Consider the following 23803-nt stretch of genomic DNA (forward strand, 5'->3'; position numbering starts at 1 on the left):
GCCATAAGCTGCGCCAACCTCTTGTCGTAATCCATCATATATCTTTCGTTCTGTTTGTGTGTTTAATCTTCGAGTTTATTCCACCAGGTTCTTTTGAGGATGAAAATGATGACGGCCAGGATTGCAATGGTCATCAGCAATGGAAGTTTCATCATCAAGATCAGGTACATTGGCAATAGGGTGAGGCAGAGCTGGGCGATGATCCCAAGGACCACATTGAACATGTCCCTGCCGAAATTTTTGTTCGCCACAAAGGATGGATCATCAGCAATGACCAGCTTCTGGACCGGTCCCCAGAATCCCCATGGGCGAACCGTTTTATAAAAGCTTTTGAGCGTTTCCTCCTCTGTTGGCGGCGCCATATAAGTACCAATAATGGACCCCGCCAAAGAAAGGATAAACAACAAGGGGAAATAATATAAAAACTCTACACCTGCAAAGAACCTCGTAAAGACCAGTGCAGAGACAATTCCGGTAAACATGCCCCAGAAAAAGCCGTTGGAATTGAACCTCCACCAATGCCATTTCAATACGTTGGCAGCGATGTATCCCCCATATAATGCAGAGACGATCCACTGCAATACGCTGTTCACATCTTTTGCAAAAAAGCCTAGTGTAATCCCCACTGCTACGACCAATACGCCGGAACAGTAATTCATGGAGATGATCTTTTTATTGGAAGCATTGGGGTTGATGTATTTCAGGTATACATCGTTCACAATGTAAGCCTGTGCCGCATTTAAGGTTCCGCTGAAAGTACCCATAAATGCGCCAAGCAGTCCGGTGAGCACCAGACCAAACAATCCGGCAGGGACAAAACTATTGATACTTGCCGGCAAAATACGTTCATAATCAATTGCCCCATCTAAGCCGCGGAGGTTCATCTGGTCGTAATAAAGAATCCCCAGAACGGTGAGTCCTACGATGAGGGAATAACGGATCGGCAACAATACGATCGACACAAATCCACTCATTTTACTGGCTTCCTTTGGGGAGCGTGTGGACAGAATTTTTTGCATATCATAGTTTGGCGGCGGTCCGGCCAGTGAGGCAAAAGCACCTTTAAACAACATCATCATGAAGAAAATGCTGAACAGGGAATATCCATCGCTTTCTATCTTTTTATTGACATCGGTAATGATATCCGTCCAGTCCAGATCCAGGTGAGTTCCAAAGAAGGGGCTGTCCCAACCTTCCGGCACATGCAGTTTCTGGCCGTTCAGGTTAACCACAGCAATCACCGCGATGGAAATACAAACTACCGTCATGATCGCATATTTGATCATATCGCCGAATACGATGCCATGCATGCCTCCCAAAATGGAATAGAACATGGCAAAAAGGGTGAAAATGATGCCATAGAAATGGGCCACATAATGTGGTGCTACGGTAAAAGGAACATAATCTTTCACCAAATCCCATGGGATGAAAATCTCGACAAATTTACCGAGACCAATAAAGCCATAGGCAAGGAAGCCCAGGCAGCTTAATAAAGCAAAAGTAACGACCACTTTATGGGAGGCCCCAACCCCTCTACCTCTCGTTCCAAAGCGGGTAGACAACCATTCGGCTCCTGTTGTGGCATTAGACCTTCTCAGCCATTTGGAAAGGTACATCATCAGAAATACCTGATTGAAGACCGGCCATAACCAGGGGATCCAGATGCTTTTCATTCCATAAACAAAACAAAGGCTCACCATCCACATCGTTCCGCTGATATCAAACATATCAGAAGCATCGCTCAGACCCAGCTTATACCATGGAAGAGACTTCCCTCCCATGATATAACTCTCTTTGTTTTCCTTTGCTTTCTTACGATACCAAAAGCCAATAATGATGGTGCTGATAAGATACGTTACAATAATAATGATGTCGACAGGTTGGAACTTCATGGACTCAAAACTATACTATTTTCGCACGCAGCTTTAATACTATTTTAACAATTAATTGTATTCACAAATCAAAAAGACTCACTATCATATTATTAATCCTAATTTACCATAGTACTATTTTAACAGAATTATAATCAATTCATATCAAAATCATTATATTTATATGATGGGCAATAATATAGTCAGGGAGATTACCCCTTTAACCCAAAGCGATTGCTTTACTATTTTTTCGAGGACGAAGAAGGATTTTGACTTTCCGCTTCATTACCATGAAGAGTATGAACTGAACCTGATTCTTCATGCGAAAGGAGCCAAACGGATTGTCGGGGATCATATTGATACGATCGAAGATGCAGAGCTTGTTTTTATTGGGCCAAACCTGTACCATGCCTGGTTTACACACCAGTGTAAAAGCGAAGAGATCCTGGAGATTACGATACAGTTTCACAAAGATTTGTTTGATGAACGTTTGCTCAAAAGAAATCAGCTGAATTTCATCTCCAACATGTTTGAACGTTCTCAAAAAGGAATTCTCTTTTCTGCCGAGACCATTGAAAGGCTGAGCCCAAGATTGCTTTCTTTAAACCAGAAGAAAGGTTTTGATTCAGTTCTGGAGCTTTTTTCTATTCTCCACGACCTCTCTATTTCCAGGAACATGAGAACCTTGTCCAATTCCAGTTTTAACAACGAGCAGTTCAATTACAACAGCAGAAGAATAGAGAAGGCATTTGATTATATGAATGCGAATTATAACCGTGGAATATCCCTGGAAGAGGTGGCAAAGGTGGCCAGTATGCCGGAAGTATCCTTCAGCAGGTTTATCAAGAAACGGACAGGGAGTACTTTTATCGACAGTCTGAATGAGATCCGGTTGGGACATGCGACGAAACTGCTCATCTCCAGCACGCAGACGGTCGCCGAGATTGCTTATAAATGCGGGTTCAATAACATTTCAAACTTTAACCGGATTTTTAAGAAGAAAAAGAATTGTACACCTAAAGAATTCCGGGATAGCTTTTCCGGGACAAGGTCGTTCATATAAGAGGTGAATTATCTAAAAATACTATTTTTTTTTTTATTTTAAAGATAATTAAATAGCGAACTAGTTTAATTTAAAGTAAAATATCGATACATTTGCAGTACACTATAAAAGATATTTTATTATGAAGGCTGTCTCAAGAAAAAAACTAAAAGCAATTGGCATATCATTGGGTGTTAAAATTACGGTAGATAAAACGCTTAATAAATATGCGAAAATCACTAGTGGAAAGACAATAGAAAGCAACGAGCTTTTAGCCAATTCGATTTTTAATTTTTAATAATTTTCATCTTCTGTTCTTCTTTAAAAGAGGAAACCATCGTAATTGGCTCCTTTTTCAAGACGTAATATGAGGTAGATGTCACTTTAAACCTGCATCAAATGAAAAACAACATAACTATCTTTTATCACTATAATTAATTAAGTGGAAAATAAGAGAAAGCGGAAAAGAATAAATTTCGCAGAAAAACAAGGTGAAATAATCATAGACATTGAATCTTTTATAAAAAACAAAAGCTCTGAAAACGTTAAGAAAGTTCAGTCAGTAAAAGAGGAAATTGAGATTGATATTTATTTTGACAAGCATTATTATCTCAGAAATCAAGTAGGTGATCAAAATGGCAAAAGAGATGGAATAGGATATGATTTTGTAGAATCAACCTTGATGAAAGCTACAAAACATTTAATTTATTATGCTTTAAAAATTAAATCCTTCACTTTTATCAATTTTGAAGAAGGTTTTAAACAAAGAATGATATTAACACAACATTTCAATGATGACAGTGATGATCTAAATATTGTAGTCGAGTATCATTACCTATCAATGCATAAATATGAAGTCACGGTAATTACAGCACTAAGGAAAAATGATTTCTACTTTAATGACGGCTCATATCAAATAGAATTACAAGAAGATGACACCTCAAATCTAAATAAAAAAGAAATGAATAAGGTCAAAAAAACAAGCTCTTTTAATGGGATTTAAATAAAAAAAATATTTACATAAAATATAACTTATTATATTTGTCGTAGCATTAGAGACAGGATATACGTCTGAGTGGTCTTGAAAAGGACAGGATAAAATTCTGAGTAGTCTCATTTAAAGCCCCGTAATTGGGGCTTTTTAATTATCCTTTGTTACAGGAAGGTTCTTTTTCATCTGGTAGCCAACAACTGGATTGATGGCTGATGCGACTCTGAATTCAAAAAAAGCCTGTAAATTGTAAGAATATAAAAAAACCGCCCGAAAAGAATTTCTTTCCAGGCGGTTCATTAAAACAAGAGAGAGGGGGACTAATAATTCAATTTGATCGTGACTTCCCAGACACCTTCTTTAAGAATGGCCATATCAAACCAGTAATTAAAGTAGGCGCCATTGGCATCCCCGTCATTATACATATCTATTCTCAATACTTTTCCTGCTACGAAAGGCAAAGGGAATCCGGCAATTTCCAGTTCCAGACGGTCCGGAAATTCTGTATACTTTGTTGGATTACTTAGTCCGAGGTTGTGCCAGTCTTTCAAATCCGGAGCTGCAGCCGTTCCATAATCATAGCCGATTAACTTCTTAGGATCGATTGGCGTTCCATCTTTCTTAAGCGTGTACACTGTGATTTTGTTCCCCGTATTTTGCTTTCTGACAAAATCCACTGTAAAGTCTTTCAACTTCCCGTCGACCCCTGAAAACCGGTAATAAAAAGGAGCTGAGTAAGATACGTTGACCGTTAATGCGCCTTTAATCACCCGTTCTTCAGCGCTGTTTTTTACTTTTACATCAATGATGTACTTTCCTTTTTTTAGCTTCAGGGTATCCGTGGCCTCCGGATAAATGATCACATTACCATTGGCAGGATTGATGTCAATGGCCGGGCGGTTTACCTTGGTGCGTTTCGCGTCCAGCTCTTTATTTGTCGGTTCTTTCCCCGTGTATTCCGCGCTCCAGAAATAGGTATCTACCTTATAATCCATCACTGCTGTTGCCGCGCTACCATCTTCATTTCGGATGGCATCGATGCTAAACTCCAGTGGTTTGGTAGATTCATCCGTGATCATTGCCCCTGACTGGATTAGCGCAGAGCCCACGGAAGCATTGATCGAAGTATTCGGGTATTTGATGGCAGGGCTTAAAAAGCCTTCCTTATTTGTACTTTTTTTGCAGGACATAAAAAAGCAGGCAAAGAGTAAAAATAAGGCGCCGGAAGTTTGTCTTGAAATTTTCATTTTTATGGGTATTAAAAAATCAATTAAAATTATCTGTAGTATTTAAGCTTCAATCCGCAGGCGAAGTTAGCGCCGTTCGCCAGCACATGGACTCTGGCATTTGCAGTGATTAAATTGTGGGTCTGGATATCAGATCCATAATTCACAGAATCCACTTTTTTTATTTTCCGGTGTTCGTAATACATCCTGAAGGCAGAAGTTTGGATTGAGCTCCCGGCATTTATTCCTCCTCCGGCGCTGGCAATATTAATGCTATCCGTATTGTTGTCTTTATACGTCTTCAGTTTATCAGCTACCGCCTGCTCCAGGGTGATGCGGTTACCTGGGATAATGAACCTGTTTAAGAGTAATTTAAGCGTATCCAGTCCGATTTTACTCAGTGGTCTTGGCGCTAACTTATCTGAAGCATTCAATCGTTGCTGGAAACGGATGACTGCCTCATTCGAAGCGGCATAAAAGGTAATATTATTCGTATTTACCAGTGCTTTGGTATTCGTCAGGTTAATAATTTTCACCAGGGAATCAAACATATGGTTTGACCTTCCGGCCAGAAAATCATAGGTAGACATGCTCTTTTCAGCTTCAGATTGCTGAGCAAGGCCACCATCTACGAAGTAGTCTTTCTTTTTACATGCTGATGCGATCAGTATGAAAATCACCCCCAGAAGGGCGATCGTTTTATAGGTCGTATTTTTCATCATTACATCTGTTAAATTATTTCCAATATTCATTTTGCGTGATCACGAAATTACTTTGCGCGATGATGGCCTGGCTTATTGGCAGGAGCCATGTGCCCCTTGCAAACCAGTCGCCATTTGTTATTTTAGAATCCTTGGTCATTTTTCTGGTCCTTACCAGGTCAAAGAAATATTGTCCTTCTCCGATAAGTTCCTTCTTTCGTTCCAGCAGAATGGTATCCTGAATGCTTCCGTTTCCGGCATATTCTTTAGCGAATGCCCTTCTTCTTACACTATTCAATAATTCTGCAGCTTCGGCTACCCTTCCGATACCGGTACTGGCCAGGGCTTCCGCACGAAGCAAAATGATATCCGGCAAACGGGTGACAATGATATTTGATTCGTTGATGTTCTGTGAAGATGTGTCTCCTTTTAGCTGAAGACTTCTGTATTTACCCAGGTAAACCCTGTTGTTGGTCCTTCCGGTATAAGTTTCCCGGACAAACCAGGTAAACCTCCTTGCGTCCTTTGATCCCGGAACAAACATTTGCGTCATTTGCTCAGGAGAAGGAGAAAGCAGGAAAGTTTCCGTTCCACCACCACCATCGGAGTAGTCCGTGTACCACGGCCTGCCCAGTGTTCTGTTGAACACTCTGTTTTTCTGAACTTCTTTCAGGTTGGCATCAAAGTTCAGTTCAAAAATACCCTCCGTTGATTTGCCTACAAAAATACTCAGCAGGTTAGTGGTATCTTTTACCATGACATAAGGACCTCTGGTAATGACACTATCACATAATTTCTCACAACTCGAATAATCCTGTAGCCAGCCCATCACATGTGCTTTAATGGCCCATGCCGCTCCTTTTGTTGCCCTTACCGCCATTTCGTTCGCGCCATAAGACATTTGCAGGTTTGCAATCGCGACATCAAGATCCTGTTGGATCTGTTTAAATACATCCGCCTGTGGTGCTTTTGGCAAATTTGCCAGATCTACAGCCTTCAGGTTCAACGGTACATCACCCCAGAATCGGGCCAGGTAGAAATAACTCAATGCCCTCAGGAAGCTCGCCTCTCCGATATGCCTCTTTTTCGTCACTTCATCATACACAGGAATTCCCTGAATTTTCTCCAAAACCAGGTTACACTGTGAAACTACCCGATAAAATCCATTCCAGTCTCCTCCCCCATTGTTCAGCAAGGACGCCGAAGAATTGGTTGCAATTAAGGTTTCTGTCCTCGTATTTGACGATTGCGAATAACTGGAGAAAACGTTGGCCCTCATATCACCCATTAAAAAGACTTTATCAGGCACTACAAAACGTAAAAAGGAATATGCAGCTGCAATCGCCTTATCTACGTCAGCAGCAGAGGTAATTGCATTTGTATCTGTTGGAATCTCCACTACTTCCGTATCCAGAATCTTTTTACAGGAGAACAGCATTGCAAACGTCATCAGGGCGATGCAAAGTATTTTTGATTTTCTATTGATTAACATATTCATATCAATTAAAATTCGAAGTTAAAACCTAAATTAAATTTCTTTGGGATCGGATATCCATTCCCCAGATCATAGCCATAATTGTCTACATTTTCCGGATCTACACCAGTATATGCCTTAATGATAAACACGTTATTAAGTCCGCCATAAACCCTTAACCTTCTGATGTTCATTCGTTTTAAAAAATTTGCAGAAAAGTCATAGCTCAGGTTGATGTTGTTTAAGCGCACAAAGCTTCCGTTTTCCAGGAAGAGGTCGGTGTTGGTATCATAATTCCCGATAAAGTCATAACTGGAAGTTCCATAATATCTCCATGGGTTTAATACCGGGAATTTTGCATCGGTATGTGTTGGCGTCCAGACATCCAGGTCTGAAACATCGAGCAGATTCCTTTGTCCGCCCGGATAGTTTACATTTCTACTCGCAGTCCAGCTTACCGCGCTGATCCGGTCCGCAAGCACTTTATTATACACTTTTGCGCCGACAGAATAATTAAAGAACAGGTCCAGCTGAATGGTAGAATTATTCTTCATTCTATAGCTGAACGAGTGAGATAAACTACCGCTGAATTTAGGGTTTGGATCCCCTCTGTACACTTTATCAGCACTTCCTCTTACATCGATTACCCCATCTCCGTTAACGTCAAGCAAACGAATATCACCACCGCGATAAGGATCCTGTGAAGTAAAGCCGCTACCGTTAGGATACAACTTCTGGCCTGTATATTTATTCACCGGAACAGCATCATCATTGGCATAAACCCCTAGGTATTTCAACAGGTAAAATCCATTTAAAGGGCGGCCGATTTCCAGATAAGGCGATCCTGCACCATATCCGTCCCTGCTGATACTTCTTCCAAAATCAGGAAGTTTAGACAGGACATTTTTATTTGTCCCTCCGATAAAGGTCACGGAATACTGGAAATTCTTGCCCGGTTCTGTGATATATCCTGTAATTGCCGCTTCAAAACCGGTGTTACGGACTGCACCACTATTGACGTAACGGATAGAATATCCACTCGTTCCGTTGAGGGCGTCCCGGAATAGGAAACCATCTTTATTTTTATTGTAATAATCCAGTGTCATGGTCAGGCGGCTATTAAAAAGCTCCAGATCTAACCCTACACCATATTCTTTGGAGGTTTGCCAGGTCAGATCCGGCAACGCGATTCCATTTCCACCGTCGTAATTTGGATAAAGCAATGGCACACCATTATACGTTCCGTTATCGGAATATGCCGGTTTGTTTGGATTCACATTTCCCGCTCCGGAATTATAGGCGCCCAATGCCAGGTAATTATCCTGATATTGCTCTCCGGCCTTACCGATGCTCGCTCTAACCTTACCGAAGTTAAACCAGTTGCCTACATTTTTACTAAAGAATCCTTCCTTGCTAAACACCCATCCTACAGAAGTAGAAGGGAAATAACCCCATTGTTTGTCCTTTCCAAATTTAGAAGAGGCATCCGCTCTTAATACGGCCTGGAAAAGGTATTTCTTATCGTAATTATAGGATACCCTGCTATAATAAGATAGTAATCCATATCCAATGTTATGTGTAGACAAAGTCAGGTTGGATTGCGGATAACCCTGAATTACCTGTTGTGCATCACTTGGGCCTCCATAAGCAGCACCGAAGATATTGTCATTTTTACTTACGTTGATCGTATTTCCCAGCAAAAAGTCAAGGTTATGTTTATCATCGAAAGTATGGTGAAGCCTCAGGAAAGTTTCACTTAAGAGATTTACGTTTTCTTTCGCATAATAGGAAGCTGCGGATTTAAAATCAGATCTTGTCGCAGATGGAGAGAAAGAGCGTGTCCGGTAAAACTCATAGTTAGCCGATGCTCTGGAAGTGATGTTCATCCATTTAAACACATCATATGAAGCTTCCAATTGCCCAAGTATTCTTCTCGTCAGGTCGATATTTACGCCTTTATTATAAGAATCCAGGTAAGCATCAAAGAAACCGCTATTCGGTCCGGGACGGAAGGAAGAAGAAAAGTCATTTCCTACTACCGCCGCATTGAAGTTATCTCCTCTTCGCTGACTCGCATCCGTCTGGCTTAAATTTGCACGGCCGGTGATCGTTAATTTAGAGGTTGGATTGAAAACACCTGAATAAGTGAGGGAATACCTGCTGAAACCGGAGCCCAGCACAATACCTTCCTCATCGTAATAATCTGCACCGATCCTGTAGCTCGAGTTTTCGTTTGCCCCACTGATACCCAGGTTGATATTTTTCAGGTTTGTATTTTTGAAATATAACTTTTGCCAGTCTGTTGAATTGTTATAGAAGCTGTTTAAGCTGTCCGTTAATTCGATCGGAACATCTGTAAATCCACCGCCAAACTTGGAAGATTTATATTGATTGTAGAGGTCCAGCTTAAAATTACGTTCCGCCATTCCACCTAAAGTTTTGCGGAGTTCAGGAAAAAACGACCTTCCATACTGTGTATTTATGCTCACAATCGGTTTCCCTATTTTTCCTCTTTTGGTATTGATCACGATCACACCATTCGCTCCCCTTGATCCGTAAATGGCCGTAGACGCAGCATCCTTTAAAACATCCAGCGATTCGATATCAAAAGCACTAAAACCGGAAAGCACACTCGTAATCGCCTGACGGGGATCGGAAGGATTGAAAGCATCCTGCTCCAGGGGAACCCCATCAATGATAAATAAAGGTGTACTGACCACATTTGAATTTGCTGAACTAGAGAAAGAGGCCAGTCCTCTGAGCTGAATATTAGATCTTCCTCCCGGCAAACCTGAATTGTTCATGACCACCAATCCCGGAACCAATCCCTGTAACAGACCTTCAATAGAACCACTTGGTTTGTTTTGAAGCTGTGTTCCTTTTACTGTCGAAATGGAACCTGAAGTTTCTCTTTTACTCTGGGTACCATAACCGATCACCACGACATCCTCTAACTGCGCCTGATCCTCGTCCAATACGACTTTGATCGACTGCAATCCTTTTAGGCTGACTTCTTTTCTTTTGTAGCCTATGTAAGTAAAAACCAATACATCATCATCCTCTGCATCGATGGTAAATTCTCCATTTTGGGCAGTCGACCTGGTCGTGCTGCTTCCTTTAATTTTCACCGTTACTCCCGGAATGGGCATTCCTTTATTATCGAGCACAACTCCCTTGATCGGTTTCAGCTGAACATCGCCAGACAAGAGCGGTTCTTCTCTCTTTCTTACGACTACCGTATTCTTATTGATCGCATAAGTGAGGGGTTGTCCTTCGAAACATTTGTCCAGGACCTCCCGAAGAGATTCCTCCGTTACCTGTAATGAAACCGTTTTAGCTTCTTTAAGTAATTTGGTACTGTATAGGAAATTAAATCCACTTTGTTTTTTAATTTTAATAAAGAGCTGCTCCAGCGAAGCATTCTTTTCAGAAAGGGTTATTTTTTGAGCAAATCCGCTTGCGCTTACCTGCAAAAAAGCAGCAATCATTAATACGGCTATTATTTTCATGCGCATGATGATTCGTTTTTTTATGCACAGCCACCTGTTTTCATCAGCCGGCTGGCAATGAATATTTTTATTCATACTTTTGTATAGTTTGGGTTGAAATTAAATGGTCTTCAGAAATTCATTTGGCAGATCCCAGACATTTGTCGGGAGGTGGTTCGAAGCACTTCCCGGCTTTTTTTAGGTCGCCATGTAGGTTAGGTGTATCTATTTTTTCATACAGTTTGGTTTAGGTGAGTTGATCGTTTGCTTTTTTCACAGATGATTGCTTTTATGAGTGGTTAGTTCATAATTTATGCGGCAGTATTCATTATCTGGCGATAACGGTGATTCTCCTTCCTTCTATTTTAAAGTGAACCAATCCTGTTAATTCCAGTGTTTCCAGTACTTCGGATAAATTTTTAAAGCGTGGAACAGTACCTTTAAGGTCCTTATCGTTTACATTTCCTTCATATACCACTTCCAGGTCATACCAGCGAGATATCTTCCTCATTACGGAAGGAATACTTTCTTCATTGAAGACAAAAAGACCGTTTTTCCAGGCGATGCTTTCTTCCGTATCAACTTTTGTTGCCATCGTCGTTTCCGCATTGACCTGTGATTGTTGTCCTGGTTTCAGTATCAACATGTTTTTATGTATCGTGTTGACTACTTTTACGCTTCCTTCTAACAATGTAGTCAGCGTGCTTTCCTCGTCCGGATAACTGCTAATGTTAAAATGCGTTCCAAGGACTTCCACGATTTGCTGTTTACTATGCACCAGGAAAGGTTTATTTTTGTCTTTGGCGATTTCAAAATAAGCCTCCCCTGTTAATTCCACACTACGTTCATCCGCAGCAAATAAAACAGGGTAACGCAAAGAAGAAGCGGCGTTTAACCAGACTGTACTGCCATCCGGCAGATTGACTCTGTATTGCCCACCCTTTGGCGTGGAAATGGTATTATGACCCAATGTCCGTGTTGTCTCATTGTCTGAGAGGGCTACTCCTCCTGCAACGTTATAAATCAGCTGACCATCAGTCGTTTTTTCAATCGTAATTCCCGACTGGCTGGCTATGGCTCCTGTTCCGGCAGAATCCAGATTGATCATTCTGCCATCGGCCAAGGTAAGTGTTGCTTTATTTCCTCCGGGAAGCACATCATTTAGGCCTAATGCCGGCAATTTCTTTTCGGTTAGTTTTTCTTTTTTAGTATAGAACAACATGGCTACAGAAAGCAGCACCAATATTGCAGCGGCAACGCTCAGATAACGTACTATCGCAGGCTTAGCCCGCCCCACTTCCTTTTTGTAAAGTGGAATAACCGGGGTATTTTCTTTATTCAGGCTATTTTCTAAGCGATGAATCAATACATCATCCGGGAGTTCAGCAGCAGGATATTGTTCCAGTGTTTCTTCCCAGGCGGCAAGAATAGACAAATACTCTTCCCGACCTGCATCTTTCAGCAATTCCTGAAAAGTAAGATCCTGTTCCGCAGTTAGAGTACCTGTTGCCAGTTGTTCCAGTAGTCTTTTGAGCTCTTGTGAATTCATTTGAGAAGGTCCGTTTAAGAGTAAGACAGGAAGACCTGGCAATCGGATACCTCTACAGGAAAAAAAATATTTATTTGATGATGGTCAGTGCTGAGCAACAAACCACAACGGCTGTCAGGTCAGCATGTACTCTCAGGTATTCTTTCATATGCCTTACTGCAGTATAAAGCTGTTTTTTCACCATTGATTTGGAAATTTGCATTTGAACTGCAATCTCGTCGTGAGACAACTCCTGGTAAACACTCATTTCGAATACTTGTCGCCGTTTTGGGGGCAGCATATCGATGGCATGCTGAACGATAACATGGTATTGAGAATAGATAAAGGCTTCATCAGCTGCTTTATCACTGGTATCGGCATGATTGGCAATGTAATCAATGGCCTTTTGTTTCACCTTACTGTGTTCATGAAGGTTAACCAGTCTGTTTCTTGCCATGCTGTACAGGTAGCTCTTAAAAGAACGAATGCCAGCGAGCTCTTCTCTTCGTTCCCATATTTTCATAAACAGGTCATGAAGGATTTCTTCAGTATCTTCTTTGGAAGAACGGACAAAAGGATAGATATATTTATATAAGCGGGGCAGGTAAAACTTATAAATTGCCGAAAAAGCTTCAGGGCTACCTTCGGCAGTCTGTTGAAGCAGCAAACGTTCCCCCCCGAGCGTCTGCACTGCTTTATTTTCCATTTAAAAGATCCCCCTTCTTTTGATTGTGCTTACACCAAAGCTAAGTAAAATATATGTTACCTTAAAATAATGAAATTAAATATCTTTTCTCCCAAGAAGTTGATAATTAATTCAAATTGAACTTATCATTTCTGACCTGCACTACGTTTGAAGCGGAGATAATCCCCACGATCAGTACGCCGATCAGGACCGCCAACGCAATCTGTAAGGTAGAATACAATTTACTTCTGGAAACCATTGATGCGGAATTTTGAATCAGCTCCTGCCCTACCTGCGTCTGGATATTCATCAGGTCGGTTAGTTTTTCCATAGTTTTCAAACCATTTTCCCTTCCTATCGTTTCGTACAATTTCCGTCCATCTTCCAGGGTATGACTAAGGCTCAATGCCATCACATGCTGTTCTGCAGCGATTAATCCCACTAAGCGATTCTTTAATTCTGCGAGCTGCTGTTTTTCCTTTTTCACCAGGAAAGTCTTTTCATATTTTTTCAACAGCGCGTCTATCGTAGTGTTGAAGGAGGTAAGCTGTTCTTTTAATCCTGCCGCGTTGGATTTGGAAAGCTGACCGGAATAAAGGAAGCTATCCAGTGCATATTTTTTAGCAAAAATATTCTCTGCAATATAAAACAGGTCTGTAGCCGGTACCAGACGGTCGTTATACATGGATACGAACGATTCGTTCATACTTTTCACACTCTTATCCTCTAAAATTCTGATCAAGATCATACACGCCATAATTGCAAACAGGAGCGTGGCGATTTTCATTTTCTGTTTTATAGAATAAGCAAATTTCATATCATTTAAATACTAGGTTAGTTACCGGTTATTCCTCTAAAGGCGAAGAAAAAAGGTTAGGGGCAAAATTTACTAAAAATAATTCTCTTTTCGCTCTTGTTACCCCAGTATATAACCAACGGAGAAAATCAAGATCGATCATATCCTCCGTTAAATAACCCTGATCAACAAAGACCGCATCCCATTGCCCACCCTGTGCCTTATGACAGGTTACGGCATAAGCGAACTTGATCTGCAGCGCATTGTAATAAGGATCTTCCTTGATGGCTTTAAATCGTTCTCTTTTATTCGTGATGTGCTCATAATCCAGGTTAAGTCCTTCAAAAAGTTTATTGCTTTGTTCATAAGAAAGGTTTGGAGTTTCGGCCGTCAGGGTATCCAGCATTACCTTACAGGTAATCTGTCCTGCATCAGGGAAATCCATAAACTCCAGCTGTACCTCTGAAAAGCGGAAGCCATACCGCTCTTCTTCCCCCCTTACCCGCACAACTTTTGCCATATCGCCATTGGCGATGAAAGCTGCAGATTCATTATCAGGAAGCCAGAAATAGTTGTTTCTAACCACCATGATCTGGTCTCCTCCCGTCAGCTCCTCCTCCCGGTAAAGCAAACGGGCGCGGATTTGCTGGTTGTATACATTTGCAGATTTATTGGACCTGCAAACCACCAGGGAGTTTTCAATTCCGAATTTGTGATAGGCATATTCCAGTCCTTCCACCAATTTTACACCCGTCATCCTGAAGATGTCTTTGTAATCTTTGGTGATAAACTGAGGGAGCTCCACCGTGCTTTCCTCCTCCTGATCTTCATTAATTAATTTGCGCAGCATGGTGGCATTGGCCAGAATTCCGGATTCTTTTTCCTGGCGGACGACTTCTCTCAGCTCCACCGCCTTTACTTCCATTCCGAAATTGGAAGCCACATAGTCTTTATTTAAGGCCGGACTGTCGATGCTCCCTACCGGAGGCAGCTGCGCCGTATCCCCGACAAATACAGCCGCACAGTTTTTAGCATTATATACATATTCCATCAGGTCCTTCAGAAAGGAAGAGCCCGTTTGCGTATTCCATTCGTCTGCAATCATGGAAGCCTCGTCGATAATAAACAAGGTATGTTCCGCAATATTCGGCGCGATTTGAAAAGACATATCCGTGGATACCGCAGATCGTTTTCTATAGATTTTCTTATGGATGGTGAGTGCTTTTCGTCCGGTATAATTGCTCATCACCTTTGCCGCGCGACCTGTTGGTGCCAGCAGAACTGCTTTCAGTCCGAATTTAGGCAGCGCCTTTACCAAAGCAGCTACAGAAGTTGTTTTTCCTGTTCCCGCGTACCCTCTCAATATAAAACATTGATCATCTAGTCTTTGGGTCAGAAAGGAAGCCATCTCTCTGCAAAAAACAAGCTGTTCGGCTGTCGGTGTAAATGCATAAGATTGCGCAATAATTGATGCTTTATCCATTTAACAAAGATGCAATGGTGATGTTATAGAAAAAAGGATTAATTTTGATCTTAAATAATTTGATCTAGATGAGCCATAAAAACAGCATATTATTAGTCGATCCGGAATTTGATCCTAGTACTGCGCCAGACTGCAATTTATTGTTAAAGATTACAGCAGATAGCTTTTCCTATGCAATTATCGATAAAACCAGCAATCAGTTAAAAGCAGTATATGACCAGCAGGAATGCCACAATATTCCTCAGGCCCTTTCTGCAAAATTAAAAAACGACAGCTATTTAAACCTTGCATTCAAGGAGATTAAGGTAGCGGTCTATACAGAGAATTCCATTTCCATTCCGAACGACCTGTTTGACGCCAATAACCTGGATCAATATGCTAAATTTTTCACAGAAGAGCAGTCAGACAACCTCTATATCCGGCCATTCAGCAGTTATGGTTTCACTTCGATCTTTACTTTACACCGCTTTATAGATGAGACGCTGGCAGATTCACTGCTTAGCTGCAAGCTTTTTGATCAGCTTGCTCCGGTACTGGCAATGACCAGGGATCAACAGCAGAAATCACTGATTCTTGATTTTACCGCTTCTTCTTTTAATGCTGTGGTTACGGAGGGCGAAAAACTGATCTTCCGTAATTATTATGAAGTAGCCAACGCGGAAGAATTTAACTATTACCTGCTGTTTATCATTAACCAGCTTCAACTCAACACCAAAGAGAGCAATGTTCAGCTGAGTGGCATCATCCATGAAAACGACCATTATTATCAGTGTATTGAGAAATACTTCAAAAACATCAGCTTCATTAGCCCTTTAAGTGATCAGGTAGATCACAAAATTTTAGACGACATGCCTGCTCATTATTACAGCAGCCTGCTAGCCCTTGACCTATGCGAATAATTGGCGGTACATTGAAAGGCATTCGTTTCAATGCCCCGGAAAGCTTACCGGTAAGGCCTACAACAGATATGGCCAAAGAAGCACTTTTTAATATTCTTTATAATACTTACGATTTTGACAGTTGCGATGTGCTCGATCTTTTTTGCGGCACAGGGAACATCAGTTTTGAATTTGCCTCGCGCGGCATCAGACAAGTAACCGCAGTAGATAAACATTCGGGTTGTATTTATTGGGTAAAGTCGGTCATTGCCAAACACGGGCTTGATGCGATAGATGTGCAGAAGGCTGATGTATTCAAATTTCTGGAATCACATACCAAATCTTATCAGATCATCTTTGCTGATCCTCCATACGATCTGCCGACGATCCCATTGATTCCTCAGCTTGTGATGAAAAACAATTTGCTATCGGATAATGGATTGCTCATCGTAGAACATCCATCCTTATTAAAACTAAAAGACCAGCCCGGTTTTAAAGAAACCAGAAGGTATGGTAATTCCTCATTCAGTTTCTTTGAAAAAACAACATAATATGAAGATTGCCTTGTTTCCGGGATCATTTGATCCCATTACCATTGCCCATGTTGACATTCTGAAGCGTTCTTTGCCACTTTTTGACAAGGTGGTGGTTGGTATTGGATTAAACAGTTCCAAACAGGGTTTTCTCTCTGCAGAAAAACGTGAAGAGATTGTCAGAAAAGTCTTTATTCATGAGCCCAAAGTTGAGGTACAGCTTTATGAAGGGCTAACGGTTGATTTTTGCAGAAAGATCAATGCGCAATATATGGTTCGTGGCATCCGGTCTGTAGGTGATTTTGAGTATGAACGTGCCATTGCACAAATCAACCAGACCATGATGCCTGAAATGGAAACCATTTTTATTCTGAGCAAACCGGAATACTCTGCAATCAGTTCAACAATTGTCAGAGATATCCTGCGAAACAACGGAGATGTAAGTCCTTTTCTACCCCAGGACGCTATCGCTTTCCTTTAATAAAGCGCCAGCTTCCAGCACCTGGATGATGGAGGGATAAGTATTACCGAGGACTGGTGCAAGCTCCGATGTGCTCAACCAGCTGGCTTTGGTAATGCCTTCTTCCTTTTGGGGAATCAATTTGGGTTCTCCTTTTACCGTCATGCTGTACCAGTTGGTTTTCTTTAAGACCACTTTGCTGCCGATCGTATATACATGATAGGTTTTACACAGCTTTTCATCATTGGTATAAATTTTCACGCCACATTCCTCTTCTACTTCCCTCAGTGCGGCTTCCTTCATCTTTTCGTCTTTCTCGACCTTTCCCTTAGGCAGGTCCCATTTCTTGTTTCTGAAGATAAACAGGTAATTTCCTTTGGCACTCTTCACCAGGCCACCTGCAGCTTTAATGAGGGTCAGGCTATTTTTAATCTTTTTGAACACCGCCTGTGGATCTGCATCTAATAATAAATAGTCTTTCTTACCATCTGCGGGAATGCTTTTATAAAGTTGTTTGAAATCAAAATTCTGAACGTCGATTTGCTGAATTTCTTTCTCCTGTTTAGGTGCGGAATCGGCGATAAACAGGGTGTTGTCGTTGATATAAATTCTATAATTCTTCATGATAAACGCTCAAAATGGTTTTAATAACAGGCCTTTAAAATTCCCATAGAAACAACAGACCCCTTTGAATAGTATTCTAAAGGGGTTTTCAATGGGAAATTCTACAAAATCGCCTGGATATTTGAGTTTTTAAAACTATAAATATTTATTCAATTTTCCATTAAAGGCAATTACTATTCTATCGGCCTCCCCATAAACCGCTATTTTAGTTCTTATGGTGCTGATTCTCAAAGGATGGCAAAAAACAGCTTTTGTTCCCAACAATAAATGCCGACATTTGACGCTAAATAAGAAATATTTAAACGAGGATTTTTAAGCGTTATTTCTCACATTACTGAAAGTAGTGCTAGGACAAACGTATGAAATTCTGTAATTTTGGAGCATGTATAATAAAAGTGATATTGAATTAAAGGTAGCTGAATTTTTATTACAAATAAAAGCAATAAAGTTACAGCCTAACAATCCATTTACATGGGCTTCGGGTTGGAAATCTCCTATTTATTGCGATAATAGAGTTACACTTTCCCATCCCTCAGTAAGAACATACATCAGACAGAAGCTGACGCAATTGATCCAGGAAGAATTTGGTTCCGTAGATCTGATTGCTGGTGTAGCTACTGCAGGTATCCCTCAGGGGGTTCTTGTTGCTCAGGAGCTGGGATTGCCTTTTGCTTATGTAAGAGCTAAAGCAAAAGAACACGGCACCGGAAGTCTGATTGAAGGAGAAATTGTGGAAGGACAGCGCGTAGTAGTGGTTGAAGATCTGATCTCTACCGGAAAAAGCAGCTTACAAGCTGTAGAAGCATTGAGAAGTGCGGGACTTTCTGTAGCTGGTTTGGTGTCTATCTTCACCTATGGTCTTGACCAGGCAGAAGAAAACTTTAAAGCTGCCAAATGTCGCTTCGCTACCTTATCTAATTACAATACATTGATTGAATATGCTGCTGAACATAGCTTCATTGCTCAAAACGATGTAGATCTATTGGCCAAATGGCGTAGAAACCCTGCAGATTGGGGAAAAGAATTAGAACAACTAACCTAAGATCATATAATGACAGTTATCGAGAGTACTACTGAGATCAACCAGCCTGTAGCCACAGTTTATGCATTTTTAGCTGATTTAAATAACCATCAGCAATTGATGCCTGAGAATATTTACAACTGGTCATCCACCAATGATGAAGCGAGCTTTACCATTCAGAATATGGCCAAATTAGCGATTAAAATTTCTAACCGCGTAGAGAATGAGGAATTAACGGCTATCCCTACGGAGAAAGCCCCCTTTGATCTGGAGTTGAAATGGACGGTTGCAGACAATGGCAATGGTGGTACTACCGCTAAACATATTATTACTGCAGATCTGAATATGATGATGAAAATGCTGGCGGCAGGTCCATTGCAGAAACTGGCGAACCATCAGACAGAAAGACTTGCAGAAGTATTGAAGTAAAATCAATTTTTTAACATATAAAGAAGCGGCTACTTTTCACAGGTAGCCGCTTCTTTTTTACTTTAATTCTTATTCCAATTCGGCGGCAGCCACTTGTTTTCACTAGCAGATTCTACTTTATCATACGAGGCAAGAGGTTTCACAGGGAACTGCGAAATAATAAAAGATTTACATTTCTCAAAATCTCCTAAATCCACCATCAGATAGTCAGCCGACTCGTCATCAAACTTATAGATGACATAACTGTCATAATCATCTGATTTGATTTTATATCGCTCTTGTTCGGTGATAAGTCCTATGTATGAGATATTGTCGTCATCGAGTTCATAAACCTCTTCAATGAACTCTTCTAACGGCGCTTCTTCTGCATCAGCTTCTTCTAAAAGATTTTCTGATTCATAATCATAATAGAATATCTTTACCATTATCAATAAGATTTAAGGGCCTCAATTGTTTTGATCTTTGCTTCTTCCATATCCCCCGTTACATCTCCATATTTTGATTCTTTCAAACCTAATTTCTTTTTCAAAAGATCCTGAGCAGTGATAATCATTCCTTCAAGCGCTTCTGGCGCTGTTTCTTTTTCTATCGCTTCCTTAATATACTTGAGGATATCCTCTTTGGTTTTGGGATGGTTAAACCAAATTTGTCGCATAGCTGTCGCTGCATAACCTCTTAATTGCGGATCGGGATCAGTTAACAGACGTTCGTTTAACACCTTCAAATCAGTTTTACTTCCGACCCAACCCAAAACAATAATACTTCTATATCGCAGATCTCCTTTGCGGATGGCAATGTTTTCCAGCGCCACTTCTTTGGCATGCTTTCCACGAAGATGCCCCAGTATTTGAATGACATCCGCTCTAAGTTCAATGTTATCAATACCCTTTTTATATTTTTCGTATAAAAACTCGTCTACTTTAACCTTATCTTTTCTATCAGAAAAAAAGGCAAATAGATCCCTCTTAAGATATTCGTCGTTTTTGTCTTCCAAGATCTTAAAATGAAACTCCAGGACATCATCATCATCGGATGACAATAATTCATCTTTAAACTCAAAGATTCCATCATCTGAATCTTCCAGAAATATTAATTCTTTATACTGTTTTTGCAGTGATTCTACTTTTGTCATCATATTTAATCTCTTGGGTTTTTAGGTTTATTCGCTGGCCCATATTTATGGTATTGGTCTCCACATTCTTTGTGACGTTTTCTATGAACGGCTTTTTGCTGAGTCTTCATATTACTTGCCTTATCCAATTTTCGTTTACCGGCAGGAGTTGTTCTGGTATACAGCGGTTTTTCATGCGAAACTTCATGACCTTTAGGGACTTTATTACCGTCATTTTTCTTAATAAAATCTCTTGCCTTATCGCTTAATTCGCTCTTCGGATCTTTCGCATCCCTTAACAAAGTCTTACGCCTTTCAGCCATACTCCTTCTAAACTTATCTACCCCCTCTTTTAAACAGATTCCTTTTTTAGAAGCATTGTGAACCAGAACTCCCTGGTGCCCTACAAAATAGGTATGACATTCCTCTACTTCAAAGTTATAAACTTTGACGGCATCTTCTTCCGGCGGCTCAATTTCTTCGGAAAACTCAGCAGCCAATGATTCTACAGGGGCATGTGCACCTGTATAACGGAATTTTAACACCTTTCGACTTACACCATCGATCTGTAAAATCTTGTCTCCCACTTCAATCAGACCAGCTTCTTTCCAGTCTCCATTTACAAAAAAAGGGTGTTCAGGAGTCGTTTGAATCACTTCATCCTCAACTGTGATGTCTACCAATAACTGAGCTGATCTTTCGAAAATATTCGATATTGATTTCAGTATCGGTATTCCCGTACTTTCATCAAATGACCAGACCTTATCGCCAACTTTCAAAGTTTCAATATGCTTAATTCCTCCTTCTACATGCACAGGAGTGCCGGCAGGAAAACAGGCGAAGACACATAGTTTACCTTTAGTAAGACTCCGAACAGATAGCTTACTCAGCATTTCAGCGGTTTGTTTTACGCCTGCTTCCAAAGCTTCTTTTGAAACTTTCTTCGCTACCTGTTTTGCACCAGCCTTAATGGCTTGTTTTATTCCAACCTTAGCTACCGTTGAGGCAGCTAAAGATCCACCACCTGTAAATGGCGCAGCAGCAACTCCCACTACATCGAGCGCCAGAAAGCCCACGTCTAATGCTGCCATTGCCCAGTTGCCTTCGGATACATTCTTTACCAGACTAACTATAGGCCCAACAATGGGAACACAATCCACCACAAACTCTCCTGCTTTTTGCCACCAGGGTTTGTTTTTCTCCTTCTGTTCTGCATCGAATGCTTTCTGAGCATCATCCCTCATTCCCTTTAGCGCTTCTTTCTCTTCTGCACTTAAAGGCACCTGACCGCTTGATAAGAATTCGATCTTTCCACCTATTCCACAATTCATACAGCTTTTCCCGATCAGCGTTTGCTGTCCCTTTATTTTGACAGGATAAGTATTCTGCCACTCCGTACTAACCGGTATACAAGGTTTTTGGGTCTTTTTACAAATGATAAAAGAGGGGACGTTGGCCATAGATATCTTATCCACTTTGGTAGATACCAAACAACTATTGATCTTCGTAGTCTGATTGTAAGTGGGACTAAACAAGCCAGGAGCACTTCCTTCAGAACACTGAATCATCGCCTCTTTAGTGATATATTCCAATTCTTCCATAGCGCTATCTCCTTAAGTAATATCAGTATCGCTTGAATTGATCCGAATCGTTGATCCTGCAGTCATTTTTACATCTGCTCCGTCGATGAATGTTTCCGTAGTTCCAGTCACACTGGCAGACGAACTTGTACTCAACATACTCACTTCAGTCTTACCGGTTATCGCTACGCCCAAAGTTGTCGCATCCAAAGTAATCCCTTCAGTATCTGCGGTGGCAGCAATTGTTTTCTTCGCACTGATGGCGATTGTACCTTCTCCTCCACCTTGCTCTCCTGGCTGTGCGTTGATCGCGATGCTATTACTCGCATTTACCACAAAATCCTTGGTATTGATCGTAAATGAATTGGGCGCCGTAAGCGTAACCTGTCCATTTCCATGCATGGTAATCACGTTTCCGCTGGGATCTTTTACGTTGATGCTGCCATTGCTGTCGTCCAGAATGATCGTATTTCCACTTCGTGTACTTAAAGCTTTGGTTTTATTCGTTTGTCCGCCGCCTGCGCCGATCTTGCCATGGTACATACTTCCCATGACGAAAGGGCGGTTGGGGTCATTGTACCTAAAGCCAACCAGAATCTGATCTCCAACTTCGGGAACAAAGGCAAAGCCACGGTTTTTATTCACCTTGTCGCTACTCCCGGCATCGGGCGTTAACACCCTGATCCATTCCGTCTTTTGCGCCCCTTTTTGCCAGAGCATCTGAACTTTCACTCTTCCAATACCTTTAGGGTCGTTATTATCGACCACTTTAGCCACTTGTGTTTCAGCAATAGGGCTTTTGATGTTGTAAACCGGAATCACTTCTGCTCCTGCATCTATCCCATAAAAATGGTTTTGATATTCATGGTTGTTTTTAATCTCATGGGTTACCGACAGCACCAGGTAACTTCCTTCGTCCTGTTCTTTAAACTCCAGTCCATCACGCTGTGAGTTGATGATTTTGACGATTCCTCCAAGGTTCACCATTGGATTATCCCCCACTCCGTTAAGTCCGATCAGGTCATTAGACACAGCCGATTTTTTAACCTTCAGGATCTCATCCAATTCCTTTTGTGAAGTGATCCGGTTGCGGAGCGGCGTATCGTTACTAATGCTAAAGATTTCATCGGATTGTTCTATCGCAAAGCGGCTATGCTCCGAGAGTCCAGCAGCATCCGATTTAGGCGTTCCGTTATATACCTGATCATCCTCAGAATTATAGGAAAAATTAGAGAAATTTAAATGGGCAACTCGGATAGAGAAATCCATCTGGTCGAGATCCCTGCCATAGATCAACTGCGTTTCGGTCTGTTTATCGGGCATTCCAAAACATAAAGACTGTCCGTTATAATAAAACCACTCTCCATATAAGGCAGAGATGCGGTTGATAAAATCGAAACTACTTTCCTTATACTGGGTAAAATAACCCAGCTGTACTTCCCTGCTCACATTAATTTCCATAGGAATTCCCGCCGGACCAGCCACATCATTGATGATCTCTTTTATTCCCTTTTGATTAAAAGAGCGCATGATGGCTCCTCCATCCAGCTTTATCGTAGGGCTATACCCACTGAGCACAAAACCACCGCTTTGACCATGAACTTTAATCATGCTCATTTTAGTGACCAGCCCCTTAAACTTATTGGCCGATTCGCCCAACACGGTAAACAATTCTATCGTGATGTCTTTTCCTACCCAGGACCGGGACTGATAAACATCAAAGTTTCCCGCCTGGCCCAAATCGAACAGACTCAGGTGAAGCTCAAATTCATGGTGGTTATTAAAAGATTGCACCAATTTCAGATAAGTGAAATGCGAAATCGCTTCACCTTCTATAAACACTTCTGCTTTTACTTTATTTACTGTAGACATGACGATTCAA

The 23803-nt window shown here is 41.1% G+C and carries 22 protein-coding genes; 8 read left to right on the top strand and 14 right to left on the bottom strand.

Annotation, left to right across the window (positions count from 1 at the left end; genetic code table 11):
• Positions 1 to 62 precede the first annotated feature (62 nt).
• On the bottom strand, positions 63 to 1892 hold the full coding sequence (locus BLQ87_RS09790) for a sodium:solute symporter family protein (RefSeq protein WP_074605973.1): 1830 nt from the start codon (positions 1890 to 1892) through the stop codon (positions 63 to 65).
• A 163-nt stretch (positions 1893 to 2055) separates the two neighbouring features.
• Here BLQ87_RS09790 and BLQ87_RS09795 point away from each other — a divergent pair, with 163 nt between their 5' ends.
• From BLQ87_RS09795 to BLQ87_RS09800, 3 genes are all read left to right on the top strand, one after another.
• Positions 2056 to 2934 carry an AraC family transcriptional regulator gene (locus BLQ87_RS09795; RefSeq protein ID WP_245723829.1) on the top strand — a complete coding sequence of 293 codons (879 nt, stop codon included), beginning with the start codon at positions 2056 to 2058 and terminating at the stop codon, positions 2932 to 2934.
• 121 nt (positions 2935 to 3055) lie between these two features.
• Positions 3056 to 3211, top strand: a complete 156-nt coding sequence (locus BLQ87_RS33735) for a hypothetical protein (RefSeq protein WP_172664762.1) — start codon at positions 3056 to 3058, stop codon at positions 3209 to 3211.
• Positions 3212 to 3355: 144 nt separating this feature from the next.
• Positions 3356 to 3916, top strand: a complete 561-nt coding sequence (locus BLQ87_RS09800; protein ID WP_074605975.1) for a hypothetical protein — start codon at positions 3356 to 3358, stop codon at positions 3914 to 3916.
• Positions 3917 to 4224: 308 nt separating this feature from the next.
• Here the strand turns inward: BLQ87_RS09800 and BLQ87_RS09805 are convergent, their stop codons facing one another.
• From BLQ87_RS09805 to BLQ87_RS09840, 8 genes are all read right to left on the bottom strand, one after another.
• On the bottom strand, positions 4225 to 5151 hold the full coding sequence (locus BLQ87_RS09805; RefSeq protein WP_074605976.1) for a DUF5007 domain-containing protein: 927 nt from the start codon (positions 5149 to 5151) through the stop codon (positions 4225 to 4227).
• 29 nt (positions 5152 to 5180) lie between these two features.
• Positions 5181 to 5852, bottom strand: a complete 672-nt coding sequence (locus BLQ87_RS09810; RefSeq protein WP_143010399.1) for a hypothetical protein — start codon at positions 5850 to 5852, stop codon at positions 5181 to 5183.
• Positions 5853 to 5865: 13 nt separating this feature from the next.
• On the bottom strand, positions 5866 to 7323 hold the full coding sequence (locus tag BLQ87_RS09815; RefSeq protein ID WP_172664761.1) for a RagB/SusD family nutrient uptake outer membrane protein: 1458 nt from the start codon (positions 7321 to 7323) through the stop codon (positions 5866 to 5868).
• A gap of 11 nt (positions 7324 to 7334) precedes the next feature.
• Complete coding sequence (locus tag BLQ87_RS09820; RefSeq protein WP_172664760.1) at positions 7335 to 10814, bottom strand: SusC/RagA family TonB-linked outer membrane protein; 3480 nt, start codon at positions 10812 to 10814, stop codon at positions 7335 to 7337.
• 307 nt (positions 10815 to 11121) lie between these two features.
• Positions 11122 to 12342 carry a FecR family protein gene (locus tag BLQ87_RS09825; protein ID WP_074605980.1) on the bottom strand — a complete coding sequence of 407 codons (1221 nt, stop codon included), beginning with the start codon at positions 12340 to 12342 and terminating at the stop codon, positions 11122 to 11124.
• 70 nt (positions 12343 to 12412) lie between these two features.
• Positions 12413 to 13027, bottom strand: coding sequence for an RNA polymerase sigma factor (locus BLQ87_RS09830; protein WP_074605981.1), 615 nt, complete (start codon positions 13025 to 13027; stop codon positions 12413 to 12415).
• A gap of 106 nt (positions 13028 to 13133) precedes the next feature.
• A complete protein-coding gene (locus BLQ87_RS09835) occupies positions 13134 to 13823 on the bottom strand; it encodes an MCP four helix bundle domain-containing protein (protein WP_074605982.1) in 690 nt (229 codons plus the stop codon).
• A gap of 28 nt (positions 13824 to 13851) precedes the next feature.
• Entirely contained in the window at positions 13852 to 15285 is a 1434-nt protein-coding gene (locus tag BLQ87_RS09840; RefSeq protein WP_074605983.1) for an ATP-dependent DNA helicase, read from the bottom strand.
• Between the two features lie 68 nt (positions 15286 to 15353).
• On the opposite strand from BLQ87_RS09840, the gene BLQ87_RS09845 reads away from it, so the two are divergent.
• The 3 genes from BLQ87_RS09845 to coaD are packed head-to-tail and all read left to right on the top strand — an operon-like array spanning position 15354 to position 17177.
• The gene (locus tag BLQ87_RS09845; protein ID WP_074605984.1) at positions 15354 to 16184 is read left to right on the top strand and encodes a DUF3822 family protein; all 831 of its coding nucleotides are present in this window, start codon (positions 15354 to 15356) and stop codon (positions 16182 to 16184) included.
• A complete protein-coding gene (locus BLQ87_RS09850; protein ID WP_074605985.1) occupies positions 16175 to 16714 on the top strand; it encodes an RsmD family RNA methyltransferase in 540 nt (179 codons plus the stop codon). Before BLQ87_RS09845 ends, BLQ87_RS09850 begins: the two co-directional genes overlap by 10 nt.
• 1 nt (position 16715) lies before the next feature.
• The gene (gene coaD, locus BLQ87_RS09855; protein ID WP_074605986.1) at positions 16716 to 17177 is read left to right on the top strand and encodes a pantetheine-phosphate adenylyltransferase; all 462 of its coding nucleotides are present in this window, start codon (positions 16716 to 16718) and stop codon (positions 17175 to 17177) included.
• On the opposite strand, the gene BLQ87_RS09860 is transcribed toward coaD, so the two are convergent.
• Entirely contained in the window at positions 17148 to 17780 is a 633-nt protein-coding gene (locus tag BLQ87_RS09860) for an NUDIX hydrolase (protein ID WP_083361782.1), read from the bottom strand. The genes coaD and BLQ87_RS09860 overlap by 30 nt on opposite strands.
• A gap of 382 nt (positions 17781 to 18162) precedes the next feature.
• On the opposite strand from BLQ87_RS09860, the gene pyrE reads away from it, so the two are divergent.
• Complete coding sequence (gene pyrE, locus BLQ87_RS09865; RefSeq protein WP_074605988.1) at positions 18163 to 18822, top strand: orotate phosphoribosyltransferase; 660 nt, start codon at positions 18163 to 18165, stop codon at positions 18820 to 18822.
• Between the two features lie 9 nt (positions 18823 to 18831).
• Positions 18832 to 19230 (top strand): SRPBCC family protein, encoded by a 399-nt coding sequence (locus BLQ87_RS09870; protein WP_074605989.1) that lies wholly within the window; start codon positions 18832 to 18834, stop codon positions 19228 to 19230.
• 62 nt (positions 19231 to 19292) lie between these two features.
• Here the strand turns inward: BLQ87_RS09870 and BLQ87_RS09875 are convergent, their stop codons facing one another.
• The 4 genes from BLQ87_RS09875 to BLQ87_RS09890 are packed head-to-tail and all read right to left on the bottom strand — an operon-like array spanning position 19293 to position 23793.
• Entirely contained in the window at positions 19293 to 19655 is a 363-nt protein-coding gene (locus BLQ87_RS09875) for a hypothetical protein (protein WP_074605990.1), read from the bottom strand.
• 2 nt (positions 19656 to 19657) lie between these two features.
• On the bottom strand, positions 19658 to 20365 hold the full coding sequence (locus BLQ87_RS09880) for a HEAT repeat domain-containing protein (RefSeq protein WP_074605991.1): 708 nt from the start codon (positions 20363 to 20365) through the stop codon (positions 19658 to 19660).
• A gap of 2 nt (positions 20366 to 20367) precedes the next feature.
• A complete protein-coding gene (locus BLQ87_RS09885; RefSeq protein ID WP_074605992.1) occupies positions 20368 to 21942 on the bottom strand; it encodes a polymorphic toxin-type HINT domain-containing protein in 1575 nt (524 codons plus the stop codon).
• Between the two features lie 12 nt (positions 21943 to 21954).
• Positions 21955 to 23793 (bottom strand): type VI secretion system Vgr family protein, encoded by a 1839-nt coding sequence (locus tag BLQ87_RS09890; protein ID WP_074605993.1) that lies wholly within the window; start codon positions 23791 to 23793, stop codon positions 21955 to 21957.
• Positions 23794 to 23803 lie beyond the last annotated feature (10 nt).

The sequence above is a fragment of the Pedobacter steynii genome, from assembly GCF_900103665.1.
GTDB lineage: Bacteria > Bacteroidota > Bacteroidia > Sphingobacteriales > Sphingobacteriaceae > Pedobacter > Pedobacter steynii.

Bases quoted from the DNA above. Each gene is read 5' to 3' on its own strand.
- BLQ87_RS09790 (WP_074605973.1), bottom strand. From the start codon at position 1,892: ATGAAGTTCCAACCTGTCGACATCATTATTATTGTAACGTATCTTATC.
- BLQ87_RS09795 (WP_245723829.1), top strand. From the start codon at position 2,056: ATGATGGGCAATAATATAGTCAGGGAGATTACCCCTTTAACCCAAAGC.
- BLQ87_RS33735 (WP_172664762.1), top strand. From the start codon at position 3,056: ATGAAGGCTGTCTCAAGAAAAAAACTAAAAGCAATTGGCATATCATTG.
- BLQ87_RS09805 (WP_074605976.1), bottom strand. From the start codon at position 5,151: ATGAAAATTTCAAGACAAACTTCCGGCGCCTTATTTTTACTCTTTGCC.
- BLQ87_RS09810 (WP_143010399.1), bottom strand. From the start codon at position 5,852: ATGATGAAAAATACGACCTATAAAACGATCGCCCTTCTGGGGGTGATT.
- BLQ87_RS09815 (WP_172664761.1), bottom strand. From the start codon at position 7,323: ATGTTAATCAATAGAAAATCAAAAATACTTTGCATCGCCCTGATGACG.
- BLQ87_RS09820 (WP_172664760.1), bottom strand. From the start codon at position 10,814: ATGAAAATAATAGCCGTATTAATGATTGCTGCTTTTTTGCAGGTAAGC.
- BLQ87_RS09825 (WP_074605980.1), bottom strand. From the start codon at position 12,342: ATGAATTCACAAGAGCTCAAAAGACTACTGGAACAACTGGCAACAGGT.
- BLQ87_RS09830 (WP_074605981.1), bottom strand. From the start codon at position 13,027: ATGGAAAATAAAGCAGTGCAGACGCTCGGGGGGGAACGTTTGCTGCTT.
- BLQ87_RS09835 (WP_074605982.1), bottom strand. From the start codon at position 13,823: ATGAAATTTGCTTATTCTATAAAACAGAAAATGAAAATCGCCACGCTC.
- BLQ87_RS09840 (WP_074605983.1), bottom strand. From the start codon at position 15,285: ATGGATAAAGCATCAATTATTGCGCAATCTTATGCATTTACACCGACA.
- BLQ87_RS09845 (WP_074605984.1), top strand. From the start codon at position 15,354: ATGAGCCATAAAAACAGCATATTATTAGTCGATCCGGAATTTGATCCT.
- BLQ87_RS09850 (WP_074605985.1), top strand. From the start codon at position 16,175: ATGCGAATAATTGGCGGTACATTGAAAGGCATTCGTTTCAATGCCCCG.
- coaD (WP_074605986.1), top strand. From the start codon at position 16,716: ATGAAGATTGCCTTGTTTCCGGGATCATTTGATCCCATTACCATTGCC.
- BLQ87_RS09860 (WP_083361782.1), bottom strand. From the start codon at position 17,780: ATGAAGAATTATAGAATTTATATCAACGACAACACCCTGTTTATCGCC.
- pyrE (WP_074605988.1), top strand. From the start codon at position 18,163: ATGTATAATAAAAGTGATATTGAATTAAAGGTAGCTGAATTTTTATTA.
- BLQ87_RS09870 (WP_074605989.1), top strand. From the start codon at position 18,832: ATGACAGTTATCGAGAGTACTACTGAGATCAACCAGCCTGTAGCCACA.
- BLQ87_RS09875 (WP_074605990.1), bottom strand. From the start codon at position 19,655: ATGGTAAAGATATTCTATTATGATTATGAATCAGAAAATCTTTTAGAA.
- BLQ87_RS09880 (WP_074605991.1), bottom strand. From the start codon at position 20,365: ATGATGACAAAAGTAGAATCACTGCAAAAACAGTATAAAGAATTAATA.
- BLQ87_RS09885 (WP_074605992.1), bottom strand. From the start codon at position 21,942: ATGGAAGAATTGGAATATATCACTAAAGAGGCGATGATTCAGTGTTCT.
- BLQ87_RS09890 (WP_074605993.1), bottom strand. From the start codon at position 23,793: ATGTCTACAGTAAATAAAGTAAAAGCAGAAGTGTTTATAGAAGGTGAA.